The organism is Streptomyces ruber (assembly GCF_014648075.1).
In the GTDB taxonomy this organism is placed as follows: domain Bacteria; phylum Actinomycetota; class Actinomycetes; order Streptomycetales; family Streptomycetaceae; genus Streptomyces; species Streptomyces ruber.
The window spans coordinates 521662-535506 of record NZ_BMQK01000003.1 but is presented as its reverse complement, the minus strand read 5'-3'; the positions used below and the strand labels follow the sequence as shown (position 1 = coordinate 535506).

The 13845-nt window shown below is 71.7% G+C and carries 12 protein-coding genes; 8 read left to right on the top strand and 4 right to left on the bottom strand.

What is annotated here, in order from left to right; translation table 11 throughout:
- The first annotated feature begins 101 nt into the window (after window positions 1-101).
- Window positions 102-890 carry a glucose 1-dehydrogenase gene (locus IEZ04_RS10585; protein ID WP_189216469.1) on the top strand — a complete coding sequence of 263 codons (789 nt, stop codon included), beginning with the start codon at window positions 102-104 and terminating at the stop codon, window positions 888-890.
- Between the two features lie 78 nt (window positions 891-968).
- On the opposite strand, the gene yicI is transcribed toward IEZ04_RS10585, so the two are convergent.
- Window positions 969-3239, bottom strand: a complete 2271-nt coding sequence (gene yicI, locus IEZ04_RS10580; protein ID WP_189216468.1) for an alpha-xylosidase — start codon at window positions 3237-3239, stop codon at window positions 969-971.
- A 471-nt stretch (window positions 3240-3710) separates the two neighbouring features.
- Here yicI and IEZ04_RS10575 point away from each other — a divergent pair, with 471 nt between their 5' ends.
- The 6 genes from IEZ04_RS10575 (at window position 3711) to IEZ04_RS10550 (ending at window position 9475) form a co-directional block, all read left to right on the top strand.
- Window positions 3711-4970, top strand: coding sequence for an ABC transporter substrate-binding protein (locus IEZ04_RS10575; RefSeq protein ID WP_189216467.1), 1260 nt, complete (start codon window positions 3711-3713; stop codon window positions 4968-4970).
- Window positions 4971-4978: 8 nt separating this feature from the next.
- Window positions 4979-5929 carry a carbohydrate ABC transporter permease gene (locus IEZ04_RS10570; protein ID WP_189216466.1) on the top strand — a complete coding sequence of 317 codons (951 nt, stop codon included), beginning with the start codon at window positions 4979-4981 and terminating at the stop codon, window positions 5927-5929.
- A 5-nt stretch (window positions 5930-5934) separates the two neighbouring features.
- Window positions 5935-6786: a carbohydrate ABC transporter permease gene (locus tag IEZ04_RS10565; RefSeq protein WP_189216465.1), complete on the top strand. Its 852-nt coding sequence runs from the start codon at window positions 5935-5937 to the stop codon at window positions 6784-6786.
- Window positions 6787-6817: 31 nt separating this feature from the next.
- Window positions 6818-8197: a GH1 family beta-glucosidase gene (locus tag IEZ04_RS10560; protein ID WP_189216464.1), complete on the top strand. Its 1380-nt coding sequence runs from the start codon at window positions 6818-6820 to the stop codon at window positions 8195-8197.
- A 67-nt stretch (window positions 8198-8264) separates the two neighbouring features.
- Complete coding sequence (locus IEZ04_RS10555; RefSeq protein ID WP_189216463.1) at window positions 8265-8846, top strand: sugar O-acetyltransferase; 582 nt, start codon at window positions 8265-8267, stop codon at window positions 8844-8846.
- Between the two features lie 11 nt (window positions 8847-8857).
- Window positions 8858-9475 carry a TetR/AcrR family transcriptional regulator gene (locus IEZ04_RS10550; RefSeq protein ID WP_189216462.1) on the top strand — a complete coding sequence of 206 codons (618 nt, stop codon included), beginning with the start codon at window positions 8858-8860 and terminating at the stop codon, window positions 9473-9475.
- 332 nt (window positions 9476-9807) lie between these two features.
- Here IEZ04_RS10550 and IEZ04_RS10545 read toward each other — a convergent pair whose 3' ends face one another.
- Both IEZ04_RS10545 and IEZ04_RS10540 read right to left on the bottom strand, forming a co-directional pair.
- Window positions 9808-10500 (bottom strand): response regulator, encoded by a 693-nt coding sequence (locus tag IEZ04_RS10545; RefSeq protein WP_189216461.1) that lies wholly within the window; start codon window positions 10498-10500, stop codon window positions 9808-9810.
- Between the two features lie 100 nt (window positions 10501-10600).
- Window positions 10601-11083, bottom strand: coding sequence for a hypothetical protein (locus IEZ04_RS10540; RefSeq protein ID WP_346158613.1), 483 nt, complete (start codon window positions 11081-11083; stop codon window positions 10601-10603).
- Window positions 11084-11368: 285 nt separating this feature from the next.
- Here IEZ04_RS10540 and IEZ04_RS10535 point away from each other — a divergent pair, with 285 nt between their 5' ends.
- Window positions 11369-11716, top strand: coding sequence for an STAS domain-containing protein (locus IEZ04_RS10535; RefSeq protein ID WP_189216460.1), 348 nt, complete (start codon window positions 11369-11371; stop codon window positions 11714-11716).
- Window positions 11717-11800: 84 nt separating this feature from the next.
- Here the strand turns inward: IEZ04_RS10535 and IEZ04_RS10530 are convergent, their stop codons facing one another.
- A complete protein-coding gene (locus IEZ04_RS10530; protein WP_189216459.1) occupies window positions 11801-13669 on the bottom strand; it encodes a CocE/NonD family hydrolase in 1869 nt (622 codons plus the stop codon).
- Window positions 13670-13845: the final 176 nt, after the last annotated feature.

The window sequence follows — 13845 nt, the reverse complement described above, 5'->3', positions numbered from 1 at the left end:
TAGCGAAGGTCCGTCGGCGAGGACGGACCCGCGGCGGCGACCACCAGGCGACATCCTCGGAGATCACCGACCGTGATCGTCACATCCCAGGAGGTCTGGTCATGGACAACAGGTTCGACGGCAAGGTCGTGCTCATCACCGGCGGCGGCTCCGGTCTCGGCCGGGCGGCGGCGCTGCGCGTGGCCGCCGAGGGCGCGAAGGTCTCCCTCGTCGACGTGAGCGAGAAGGGTCTCGCCGAGACCGCCGCCGAGATCGAGAAGGCGCACCCCGGCACCGAGGTGCTGCGGATCGCCGCCGACGTCAGCAAGGAGGCCGACGTCGAGCGCTATGTGACGGAGACCAGAGAGGCCTTCGGCGGCCGTATCGACGGCTTCTTCAACAACGCCGGCATCGAGGGCCGGCAGAACCCCACCGAGGACTTCGGCAGCGACGAGTTCCAGCGTGTCGTGGCGATCAACCTGCAGGGCGTCTTCCTCGGCCTGAAGCACGTGCTGCCGGTCATGCGCGAGCAGGGCGCCGGCAGTGTCGTCAACACCGCCTCCGTGGGCGGCATCCGGGGCGTCGGCAACCAGTCCGGTTACGCCGCCGCCAAGCACGGTGTGGTCGGTCTGACCCGCAACTCCGGTGTGGAGTACGGCCAGTACGGCGTCACCGTGAAGGCCATCGCGCCGGGTGTCATCTGGACGCCGATGGTCGAGGAGTCCTTCAAGCAGCTGGACCCGGAGAACCCGGAGGAGGCCGGCCGCCAGTTCCTGAGCGCCAATCCGATGAAGCGCGCGGGCCGCCCCGAGGAGGTCGCCCACCTGGTGGCCTTCCTGCTGTCGGACGAGGCGTCCTTCATCAACGCCACGGTCGTCGCGGTCGACGGCGGCCAGTCCGAGAAGTACTGAGCCGGCGGCGACGGCTCCTGACCGGACGGGACGCGCCCGCCCGCCGTTCGACGGCGGGCGGGCGCGTCCCGTGCCGCGTCACCCCAGCGGTACGGTCACCTCTCCCCGGCCCTCGGCGCTCGCACCGTCCGCCACCCGCACCGTGAACGGCCCGTCCGTGCCGTCCGCGGTGACCCGCAGCAGACCGCCGTCGCGCCGGACGCGGAACGTCGCGGCGGGCGCGCCGGCCGGGCCGGGCACCGTGACCTCGGCCGTGTACCCGGGGGCGGCCGTCGGGTGGACCAGCAGGGTCGGGGCGTCCAGCCAGTCGCCGTCGGGGCGTTGGTCGTCGGCGGCCAGCGGCAGCACGGCGCCCTCGCGGACGTACAGCGGCAGGCTGTCGTAGCCGTGCCGTTCGGTGCGCCACGCCGGGCCGGTGACCCGCTCGCCGCTGAGCAGGTGGGTCCAGGTGCCCTCGGGGAGGTAGACCTCCACCTCGCCGTCCTCGCTGAACACCGGGGCGACCAGGAGGTCGGGGCCCAGCATGTACTGGCGGTCGAGCGGGCGGCACGCCGGGTCGTGCGGGAACTCCAGGACCATGGGCCGCATCATGGGCACGCCGGCGCGGTGGGCCTCGACGGCGGCACCGTACAGGTACGGCATGAGGCGGTGCTTGAGCAGGGTGAACTCCCGGGCGACGTCGACCGCCTCGGCACCGAACTCCCACGGCACCCGGTAGGACGACGAGCCGTGCAGGCGGCTGTGCGAGGACAGCAGCCCGAACGCCAGCCAGCGCTTGAAGACGGCCGGGTCGGGCGTGCCCTCGAAGCCGCCGATGTCGTGGCTCCAGAAGCCGAAGCCGCTCAGGGCGAGGGAGAGGCCGCCGCGCAGCGACTCGGCCATGGCCTCGAACGACGACCAGCAGTCGCCGCCCCAGTGCACGGGGTACTGCTGGCCGCCCGCGGTCGCCGACCGGGCGAACAGCACGGACTCGCCCTGCCCGCGCTCCTTCTCCAGGAGCTCGAACACGGTCCGGTTGAACAGGTGGGTGTAGTAGTTGTGCATCCGCTCCGGGTCGGAGCCGTCGTGCCAGACGACGTCGGTGGGGATGCGCTCGCCGAAGTCCGTCTTGAAGCAGTCCACGCCCTGGTCGAGGAGCGGCTTGAGCTTCGACTGGAACCAGGCGCGGGCGTCGGGGCTGGTGAAGTCGACCAGGCCCATGCCGGCCTGCCACAGGTCCCACTGCCACACGTCGCCGTCGGCCCGCCGCACCAGGTGCCCGAGCCGGGCGGCCTCGTCGAAGAGCGGCGACTTCTGGGCGATGTACGGGTTGATCCAGACGCTGATCCGCAGGCCCTTGTCCTTCAGCCGGGCGAGCATGCCCTCCGGGTCGGGGAAGACGTCCGGGTCCCACTGGAAGTCGCACCACTGGTACTCGCGCATCCAGAAGCAGTCGAAGTGGAAGACGGACAGCGGGATGCCGCGCTCGGCCATGCCGTCGACGAAGGACGTCACGGTCCGCTCGTCGTAGGACGTGGTGAACGAGGTGGAGAGCCACAGCCCGAACGACCAGGCGGGCGGCAGCGCCGGGCGGCCGGTGAGGGCCGTGTACCGGCCGAGGACCTCCTTGGGGGTCGGGCCGGCTATGACGTAGTACTCCAGCGTCTGGTCCTCGACGCTGAACTGGACCTGCCCGACGGACTCGGAGCCGATCTCGTAGGAGACCTTGCCGGGGTGGTTGACGAAGACGCCGTACCCGCGTGAGGAGAGGTAGAACGGGACGTTCTTGTAGGCCTGTTCACTGCTGGTGCCGCCGTCCGCCTGCCAGACGTCGACGACCTGGCCGTTCTTGACGAACGGCGTGAAGCGCTCGCCGAGGCCGTAGACGTTCTCGCCGACGCCGAGCGAGAGCCGGCCCAGCATGTGGTGGGCCCCGTCGGCCGTGGTGGCGAACGCGGTGCTCTTGGCGTCCGCGCGGGTCAGCTCGCGTCCGTCGGCGTCGTGGAAGGTGAGCGTCCAGGGACCGGACCCGTCCAGCCGCAGGGTCAGCGGGCCGCTGGTGAGCTCGGTGACGGTGCCGTCCCGGCGCACCTCACCGGCGCCGTCCGCCGCGCCCGTGAGACGGAAGTCGGGGCCCGGCCGCCGCTTGCCGGCGTGATGGGTGAGCCGGACGCCGATGACGCCCTCGGCGGGAGAGAAGCACTCGGCCGTGATGAGCGGCGCGTTGAGCGTGTCGCCCCTGCGCGTCACTTTCTTTACTGCCGCATGAGCGGTGAAGCGCTTCGCTTCGGCTCGTATGTCACGCACTTCAGTGGCGAAGCTGATCTGCACGCCATCGCGGATGAGCCAGAAGCCATCGGTGAACTTCATGTTCTACCTCGGGGGGAGCGGGGACCGTCGGATAGGGGTCCGGGAGCGTCACGCGGCACCGCGATCGTAACCGGAGGATTCCCGGAGCACGAGCCTCCCGTTGCCACAACACGGTTCTGACCAGCGTCAATCACAGAAAAACGCGCTGCCGTCGCCCAACGTGGCGGGAAGAGACCGGCGCTGGGGGCTAGCGCCGGCACGCCCCCTTGACGTATTAGTCATCGCAACAAACAAATCGATCCGGCGATGCGGCCGGGTCGGACGACCGCAGGGGCAACACGATGTCGAAGCGCTTCAACTCCCCGTCCCAGAACCATCGGGGCAGACCGACCGTGGACCTTCTGCTCGGCGCGCGCTGACCCCTTCGCGCCTCGCGGGTCCGCCGGTGCCCGCGCCCTCCCCACAAGCCCCCGCGCGACGCCGTGGTCGCACGGGCGGGCCGGCACTCCCCCGCATACAAGGGCTTCCACCGTGACAGCACATCCTCCGGGTCCCGCACGCGGCGGGCGCGGGCGCTCACGCCGGGCCGTCGCACCTCTCGCCGCCGTCACCGTACTGATCGCCGGCGCGGCGCTGACCGGCTGCGGTTCGCAGCGCGACGACGACGTGTACACCGTGATGAACTCCTCGACCGACGAGACCTACCACCGGTGGGACGAGGAGGCGATGGGCCGCTGCGGCGAGCAGCTGGGCATCACCATCGAGCAGCAGAGCGTGCCGGCCGCGCAGGTCATGACGAAGGCGCTGCGCATGGCCTCGTCCAAGTCGCTGCCGGACATCGTGCAGTTCGACGCCTCGGAGATGCCGACCTTCGCCGAGGCCGACGGGCTCGTGGACCTGGAGACGCTCGGCCTGAGCACGGCCGACATCCCCGAGGGCATCGTCGACTTCGGCTCGTACGAGGGGACGTACTACGGCGCGGCCCGCTCGGTCAATACGCTCGCTCTCTTCTACAACGAGGACATCCTCGCCGAGGCCGGCGTGGAGATACCGACCACCTGGGAGGAGCTGCGGGAGACCGCGCGCCGGCTCACCGAGGGCAAGCGGTACGGCCTGGCGCTGAGCGCGGGCGGCGCCGAGGACGGCGTCTTCCAGTTCACGCCGTTCATGTGGTCCAACGGCGGCGACGAGACGAAGCTCGACAGCCCCGAGGTGGTCGAGGCCCTCGACTACTGGAAGAGCCTCCTCCAGGACGGCTCACTGTCGAAGTCGACGGTCAACTGGACGCAGGCGGACGTCAACGACCAGTTCATGGCCGGGAACGCCGCGATGATGATCAACGGTCCGTGGCAGGTGGAGACCCTCAACAGCGACGAGTCGCTGAACTGGGGCATCGCCCGCATCCCGGTGCCGGAGGCCGGTGACGACTCGGTGGGCCCGCTCGGCGGTGCCGTCCTCACCGTGCCGAGGACCGGTGACGAGGACAGACAGCGGATGGCAGGCCGGATCGTCGCCTGTCTCGCGGGGGAGGAGGAGCAGCTCACCTACGCCCTCAACAGCTGGATGGTGCCGGCCAACGAGAAGGCCGCCGCCGTGTGGCGCGAGCGGGTGCCCGAGCTGGACTCCCTCGCCGACCAGGTCGCCGCCGCCCGGTCCCGTACCGCGAAGCTCGGTGACGGCTGGCCAGGCGTGTCCCTCGCACTGCAGAGCGCCTTCCAGTCCGCCCTGACCGGCCAGTCCAGCCAGGACGCACTGACGCGGGCCCAGCAGCGGGCCACGAGCGGGAACTGAGGTAGATCATGACCATGTCCACCCTCACCGCTCCCGGGACCGCGGCCGAGGCCGGTGCCGACGCCCCGGACCCCGCCCGGCTGCGCCGCCGCCGCGCGCTCGCCCAGTGGGGTTTCGTCGCCCCCGCGGTCGTCTTCATGCTCCTGTTCTTCGGCTACCCGCTCGTCCGCAACGTCGTGATGAGCTTCCAGCACTACACGCCGAAGACGTTCTTCACCGGCGAGGCGCCGTTCAACGGCCTCGACAACTGGTCGACGGTGTTCCACGACGCCCTGTTCGGCAAGGCGCTGTGGCACACGCTCGTCTTCACCGCCGGCTCACTGCTCGGACAGTTCTGCATCGGGCTGGCGCTCGCCGTGTTCTTCAGCCGCCGGTTCCCGCTCAACGGTGTGCTGCGGTCGCTGATCCTGCTGCCCTGGCTGGTGCCCATGGTGGTGTCCGGCGTCGTGTGGCGGCGCGTCCTCGACCAGGACACCGGCGTGCTGAACTCCTTCCTCGGCACGATCGGCCTGGGCGGCGACACCCCGTGGCTGACCAGCCCCGGCATGGCCCTGCTGTCGGTGATCCTGGTCAACATCTGGATCGGCATCCCGTTCAACATGGTCATCCTGTACGGCGGTCTGCAGGAGATACCGAAGGAGCTGTACGAGGCGGCCTCCCTCGACGGCGCCTCCGCCTGGCGGACCTTCCGCTCCATCACCGTGCCGCTGCTGAAGCCCGTGATCACGGTCGTCCTGGTGCTCGGCTTCATGTCGACGGTGAAGATCCTCGACCTGATCCTCGCCCTCACCGACGGCGGCCCCGCCGACGCCACCCAGACCCTCGGCACGCTCACCTACCAGAACTCCTTCGTCCAGCTGGACTTCGGGGCGGGCGCGGTCGTCGGCAACGTACTCATCCTGATCTCCGCGGTGTTCGCGGTGTTCTACCTGCGGGCCAACCGCCCCGAGGGGAAGTGACGACGATGGCCGCGCACACTCCTGCTCCCGCCGCCGCCCGGACCGGGACCCGCGGACGGCGCCGCCTGGGCTCCACCGTCGCCGGTGTGCTCATCCTGGGCGTGATGCTCTTCCCGCTGTACTGGATGCTCAACACCGCGCTCCAGCCCGATTCGGGGCTGCTCTCGGTCGACCCGGTGCCGGGCAGCCTGGACCTGTCCGGCTTCGCCAAGGCCGTCGAGGACCAGGGCGGTCACCTGGTGACCTCGCTGGTGGTCTCGCTCGGCGCCGTCGCCATCTGCCTGGCGGTCGCCGCCCCGGCCGCGTACGGGCTCGCGCGGTTCGGGCTGCGCGGCTCGCGGACCATCGTGTTCGGCACGCTGATCACCCAGATGGTGCCGGGCATCGTCATCGCCAACGCGCTCTACAACTCCTACGTCGACCTGGGCCTGGTCAACTCCTACTTCGGCCTGATGCTGGCGGACGCCTCGCTCGGCATCCCGTTCTCGATCGTGCTGATGCGCTCCTTCATGGTGTCCATCCCCGGCGAGGTCATCGAGGCCGCGCAGATGGACGGCGCGGGACCGGTGCGCACCTTCCTCCAGGTGGTGCTGCCGATGAGCCGCAACGCGCTGATCACCTCGGGGCTGTTCGCGTTCCTGTTCGCGTGGAGCGACTTCATGTTCGCGCTCACCCTGAACACCACGGACGACGTCAAGCCGATCACGCTCGGCATCTACCAGTACATCGGCGCGCACGTCGGCGACTGGGGCTCGGTGATGGCCGCGTCCGTGCTGTCCGCGGTGCCGGCGGCGATCCTGCTCGTCCTCGCCCAGAAGTACATCGCCGCCGGGATCACCGGCGGTTCCGTCAAGTGACCGTATCCCGCCTCGGAAGGGGCAGCAGCACATGAGTGACTTCCCCAGCTTCCCGCCCGGCTTCGAGTTCGGTGCCGCGACCGCCGCGTATCAGATCGAGGGCGCGGCACAGGAGGACGGCCGCGGCCCGTCGATCTGGGACACCTACAGCCACACCCCCGGCCGGACGGCCAACGGCGACACCGGAGACGTCGCCTGCGACCACTACCACCGTTACCCCGAGGACGTGGCCCTGCTGCGTGACCTGGGCGTGGACACGTACCGCTTCTCGATCGCCTGGCCGCGCGTCGTGCCGGACGGCAGCGGCCCGGTGAATCCGGCGGGGCTGGACTTCTACTCCCGGCTGGTCGACGAACTGCTCGCGGCGGGCATCACGCCGGCCGCCACCCTCTACCACTGGGACCTGCCGCAGGCCCTGGAGGACCGGGGCGGCTGGCGGGTGCGGGAGACGGCGGAACGGTTCGCCGAGTACGCGGCCGTCGTCGCCGGGCACCTCGGCGACCGCGTGCCGCGCTGGATCACGCTGAACGAGCCGTGGTGCAGCTCCTTCCTCGGCTACTCCGTCGGCCGGCACGCGCCGGGCGCCCAGGAGGGCCGGGGTGCCCTGGCCGCCGCCCACCACCTGCTGGTCGGTCACGGCCTCGCCGTACAGGCGCTGCGGTCGGCGGGGGCCCGCGAGGTGGGCATCACCCTCAACGTCGACCGCAACCTGCCGGCCTCCGGCTCCCCCGCCGACCGGGCGGCCGTCGTCCGCGCCGACACCCTGCACAACCTGGTGTGGACCGAGCCGATCCTGGCGGGCCGCTACCCGGAGACGGAGGAGGAGACCTGGGGCGAGCTGATCACCGGCCAGGACTTCCGGCGGGAGGGTGACCTCGGACTGATCTCCCAGCCGCTGGACTTCCTCGGCGTCAACTTCTACCGGCCGATCGTGGTCGCCGACGCCCCGTACCGCGAGAGCGACCCGGCGCGGCGCGTGGCCACCGACAACCGTTACGCGGAGGTGCGGCTGGAGGGCGTACGGCACACCGCGATGGACTGGCCGGTCGACCCCGGGAGCTTCACCGAGCTGCTGGTGGGGCTGAAGGAGCGGTACGGGGACGCGCTGCCGCCGGTCCACATCACGGAGAACGGCTCCGCGGAGGACGACAAGGCGGACGCCGACGGAGTCGTCCACGACCACGACCGGGTGACCTACCTGCGCGACCACCTCGGCGCGCTGCGGGCGGCGATGGACGCGGGGGTGGACGTCCGCGGGTACTACGTGTGGTCGCTGCTCGACAACTTCGAGTGGGCCTTCGGCTACGACAGGCGCTTCGGGCTGGTCCGGGTCGACTACGACACCCAGCGGCGCACGCCGAAGGACAGTTACCACTGGTACAAGGCGATGATCGCGGCCCAGCGCGGCTGACGTCCTCTTTCGGCGCCGGGTGCGGGAAGTGTACGACCGTACGCCTCGGAGTGTACGGTCGTACACCATGACCACGGACCACTTCGCGCAGGACTCCCGCTCGAACCTGGAGCGCATGCAGGCCGGTGACCCCTACATCGCCGACGACCCCGGGATCGCCCGCCGGCAGCAGCGGGCGGTCCGGCTGGCCGCCCGTTACCAGGCCGTCTACGCCGAGGACGCCGGGGCGGCGCAGCCGGTCCTCGCGGAACTGCTGGGCGCGCTGGGCGAGGAGGCGCACGTCAGACCGCCGCTGTACGTCGACTACGGCAGCAACATCACGATCGGCGCCCGCACCTTCGTCAACTACAACCTGACCGCCCTGGACGTCGCCGCGATCGTGATCGGCGAGGACTGCCAGATCGGGCCGAACGTCCAGCTGCTGACCCCGACGCACCCGCTGGAGCCCGGGCCACGGCGCGACAAGTGGGAGGCCGCCCGCCCGATCACCATCGGGGACAACGTGTGGCTCGGCGGCGGTGCCATCGTGCTGCCGGGCGTGACCATCGGCGACAACTCCGTCATCGGCGCGGGCGCGGTGGTCACCAAGGACATCCCCGCGAACGTCGTGGCGGTCGGCAGTCCCGCCCGGCCGGTCCGCGACCTCTGAGGGGTCCCGCCATGGCCACCGGACGAAGCGATCCCCTGCGCCGCGAACGCATCATCGCCGCCGCCCTCGACCTCATCGCCGAGGAGGGTGTCGCGGGCATCTCGCACCGGAAGACCGCCACGCGCGCCGGCGTCCCGCTGGGATCGATGACGTACCACTTCGACGGCATGGACGCACTGCTGCGCGAGGCGTTCAGCCGGTTCATCGACCACATGGACGCGGTCTTCGGGGCGCACCTCGCCGGTGCCGCCGACCGCGACGGGGCCCGCGCGGCGGTGGTCGACCTCGTGCACGCCACGTCCGAGGGCGCCCGGCGCGACCTGGTCCTCACCCAGGAGCTGTACACCCTCGCCGCCCGCCGGCCCGCCTACCGGGAGCTCACCCAGGAATGGATGCGCCGCAGCCGCGTCCACCTGGAGCGGCACTTCGACCCCGAGACGGCGCGCCGGCTCGACGCCCTGATCGAGGGCCTGACGCTGCACCGCGCGCTGGCGAGCGAGCCCCACGACCGCGCCCTGACGGCCGGGGCCGTCGCCCGTATCACGTCGTCGGCGCCAGGAGCACGGGGCGGTGCGACCGGTGACGCCGGTGACGACGGCGGCCCGTGCCCCGGGCCGCGTCCGGCCTGAGCCGGGCAGCCGTGTCGGGCGTCAGGGTCTGCCGGTCCCTTCCCCGAGACGTTCGGCCCCTGCCGCGGTCCGGCTCGCGGGGCGCAGGACGTCCGCGTGATCCGAAGCGGGCGTCGAAGGGAGCCGGAGCGATGCCCTCCGCCACCACCCCGGCCGCGGCCCTCCCGACCGAACACCGCGAGCGGCTGATGCGGGCCGCCCGCGCGGTCGCCGTCCGGGTCGGCCACGTGGTCTCCCCCGGCTGCACGCGACCCGCGTCCGGCCGCTCGGCCTGTACGCCCCCTGCGCAAGCGGCAGCGGCGGCAGGTGACGGACCGCTCGGGGGCCGGCCCTCAGGTCCCCGCGCCCCGCAGCCGGTCCTGGGCCTGGGTGGCGATGACGGCCGCCTGGATGCGCCGTTCGACCCCGAGCTTGGCGAGCAGCCGGGAGATGTGGTTCTTCACCGTCTTCTCCGCGAGGTACAGCCGCTGCCCGATCTGACGATTCGTCAGCCCTTCGCCGATCAGGGCGAGTATCTCCCGCTCCCGCTCGGTCAGTCCGGGCAGCAGGTCCGGTTCCTCCGGCGGCTGCCCGCCGTCGCGCAGGCGGGCCATGAGCTTCGTGGTGGCGCTCGGGTCCAGCAGCGACTGGCCGCGGGCCACCGTGCGCACCGCCGAGACCAGGTCCGAGCCCTGGATCTGCTTGAGCACGTACCCGGCCGCGCCCGCCATGACCGAGTCCAGCAGGGCCTCCTCGTCGTCGAAGGAGGTCAGTATCAGGCAGGCCAGCTCCGGCATGCGCGACCGCAGCTCCCGGCACACGCTGACGCCGTCGCCGTCCGGCAGGCGGACGTCGAGGACCGCCACGTCAGGGCGCAGGGCGGGGACGCGTACCAGGGCCTGTTCGACGGTGGCGGCCTCCCCGGCCACCGTGATGTCCGGTTCGTCGTCCAGCAGGTCGTGCACCCCGCGCCGGACCACCTCGTGATCGTCCAGCAGGAAGACCCGGATCGAGGTGTCCGGGCCGGCCTGCTCGCTGTCCGCCATCGGTCGCTCCTTGCGCTCTGTCTCGTCGCCGCCGGAGGGAAATCCCCCACCACTGGGCATTCTCCAGCCTCCGGGCCGGAGGACCAGGGCCGATCGGCCCTTATGGACGGGATCGACGGGCGCCGCGGGGCCAGAGCACATCGACCGGGACCCCGTGGCTGCGCGCGAAGGCCACCAGGTGGGCCGTGGCGTCCCGGCCGGTGGAGGGCGAGCCGTCCCACACCGCCAGCAGCCTGCTGCAGTTGCGCAGGACGTGCTCGTCGGCGCCGATGCACGAGCCGCGGTCCTCGGGGTCGTACTCCAGGAGCTCCGCCCGCTCGGACAGGATCAGCAGTTCGCCCGCGGCGGCGCGGTCGGGCTCCCGCAGCAGGGCCGGCAGCCCGCCCCGCGCGGGCAGCACCGTCACCAGGGCGAGCCCGGCCGAACGCGCGGCCCGCCCGAACACCGGCGGCAGTCCCCGGGCGGCCCGGACGAGCCCGGTTCCGCCCGCGCGCGCGAAGCGGGCCAGCCGGGACCGCAGCTGCTCCTCGATCAGCTGCAGGGCCGGCGCTGTGAGGTCGGGATGTCCCACGGTCGCGATCACGTACGGTCGTCCTTTCTCCCCCACCCGCTTGTCGGAGGCACGGGTGGGGGCGGCGTGGGCGGGCGGTCGCACGGGGAGGTCGACGTCCGCCATGAACGGTTCCGACACCGATGATCGGGGCCGCGGCGGCGGTGATCCCTCGGGCCGACGGCCCCCGGACGGGGACCACCGGGCCCTTGCGGCCGCGCGTCCGTGCCGCCCCGCGCACGCGGCCGCCGGGCGGTTACGCGCGCAGGGGCCGACCGGCCCTTCCGCGCCCCCCGTCCTCCGGGCTTGTCTCGGACCATGTCCGAGACGCACACCGAGCTGATGACGTGTTACGCGGAGCACCGCGTCGGCGGCACGGCCGTCGTGGAGCTGCACGGTGAGATCGACATCCACACGGCGCCGGAGGTCAGGGCCCGCCTGGACGCCGTCACCGCCGGCCCGCACCCGGACGTGGTGCTGGACCTGCGCGCCATGTCCTTCATCGACTGCACCGGCCTGAGCGTCCTGTGCCGGGCGCGGAACCGGGTGCTCGCCCGGCGGGGCCGGATCCGCCTCGTCAGCGACGACGACCGCTTCCTGCGCATCCTGCGCTGCGTACGCCTCGGCCGGGCCTTCGAGGTGCAGCCCCGCCTGCCCGTGCCCTGACGATGCGACGGGACGCCCGGCGTCCTCGTACGGGTACGGGCCGGCACCCGGAGGCGCCGGCCCGTACGTGCGGGCGTGCGGGGATCAGAGGCGGCGTCCGGAGGGCACCGTGAACGTCCCCGGGCCGGCCGGGAGGTCCACCGTGTACTGGCGCAGGTAGGTGTCCAGGTACGGTGAGCGCTTGCCGCCGGTGGCGATGTCGTCGGCCGGGTCGTCCAGGGCCAGCTTCAGCTGTGCGCCCTTGACCTCGATGGTCTCGCCGGACGGTGTGTCGCGCCACGAGCCGGTCTGGATGGAGCCGATCTCCACGGCCAGGACGTGTCCGGCCGCCAGGGTCCAGTCGGCCGACTTCAGGTCGACGGACAGCCTGCCCGACTCCAGCAGGGAGACCTGCTCGTCGAACATGACGGCGCTGCCGTCCGGGGCGACGTCGTACAGCTTGAGCATGATGTTGCCCGTCCCCTTCGCGCTCAGGGAGACGCGCGGGGTGCCGGTGACCCGCACGTCGTGCCGGACCGGCTTCGAGAACACGAAGAAGCTGGACGTGACGTCGCCGGCCCGCTGGCGCTCCGCCTGCTCCTCGGCCAGGCCGTTCGGGGCGGCCCGGTCGAGCCGGGGCGCGTTCTCCAGGTCCCATTCGCCGCCGGACGGCGACGGGTCGGCCAGGGTGCGCGGGGCCGCCGCGCCGGACTCGGCCAGGGCCGCGCTCGCCGAGGCACCGCCGTCGTCCACGTACGAGCCGCCGCCGAGCGGGAGGGTCACGGACTTCTCCACGACCGGCCACGTCTTCTGGGCGCGCCAGGCGCCGGTGTTGTCCTCGACGGAGTAGTCCGGGTACCGGACCTTCGGCTTGACGCCCTTGAGGTACTGGTCGAAGAAGGAGAGCGTCTCCTCGTACCAGCCCTCACGTCCCATGGCCAGGCGCCCGTCGCCCACGCGGTCGCCGCCGCGCACGTGGTCCCACGGGCCGAGCCAGCCGCGCTCGGGTCCCTTGTGGTTGGCGAGGTACTCCTCCATCTCCTCGGGCTTGGTGTTGGGCTCGATGAAGCCCTGGGTGACGAACAGCGGGGTGTCACTGCCCTTGGCCAGCTTCGCCAGGTCGCGGGCCTTCCAGTGCGGGTCCTGCTGGTCGGCTATTCGGTACCCGGCCGAGTTCTGGGTGAGGCACTCCGGGTGGGACTCCTCCCAGCGGGCGTTGGCCTGGTAGCGCGGGTCGTCGTCCGGCAACGGGTCGATCGTGGCGATGCCGTTGTAGGCGTTCGCGGTGCCGGTGACGTTCGGGCGCGGCACCCCGTTCGAGTAGATGTACTGGTACATGTCCCAGACGGGCTCCTGGGCGACGACCGCCTTGAGCGCACGCTGGTCCAGGTTGTTGCCGATGAGGCCGGTGGCGGCGTCGTACGACTTGCCGTACATGCCCACCGCGCCGGTGGACCACGGCTGCTTCGCGGCCCAGTCGACGGCCGCCTTGACGTCGGCCTGCTCGCCGGGGCCCGCCCAGTCGAGGCAGCCGGTGGAGCCGCCGAAGCCGCGCAGGTCCACCATGACGAAGGCGTAGCCCTCGGCGAACAGGTCGGTGCCCTCGATGAAGTCGTTGAAGCGGGCCGAGGGGCCGGTGTGCGTGAAGCCCTCGGGGCCGGTCTGTCCGGAGTGCCCGAAGTACGGGCCGACGGACAGGATGACGGGGACCTTCCTGCCCTCGCGCAGCCCCTCGGGCAGCAGGACGTCGGCGTGCAGTTCGGTGCCGGAGCCGTCCGAGGACGGGAAGTAGTGCTGCGTCCAGACCGAGCCCTCGGGGACGCGGTCGTTCTCCTCGTGGGTGACGGGGTCGGTGGCGGTGGCGACCGCCGCCGTGTCCGGCGCCGCGGCGGCGGGGCCGGTGAGCGTGCCGGTGAGTGCGAAGGCGGTGACGAGTGCCGAGGCGGCCGACACGGCCGCACGACGTCTTCTCACTTGCTCCTCCCGGAGGGTGGGGGGCGGGGGTACGGGGTGGTGCAGGTGGCAGTGGTACTGCTCGGGCTGGGCCGATGACGAGGGATCCTATGATCAACCTGGGAATTAGTCATCGCCTCGGTATGTCGGCTGTGTTACCGATGTGGTCCGGGCGTGCTCACCTACCTGCGCCGACG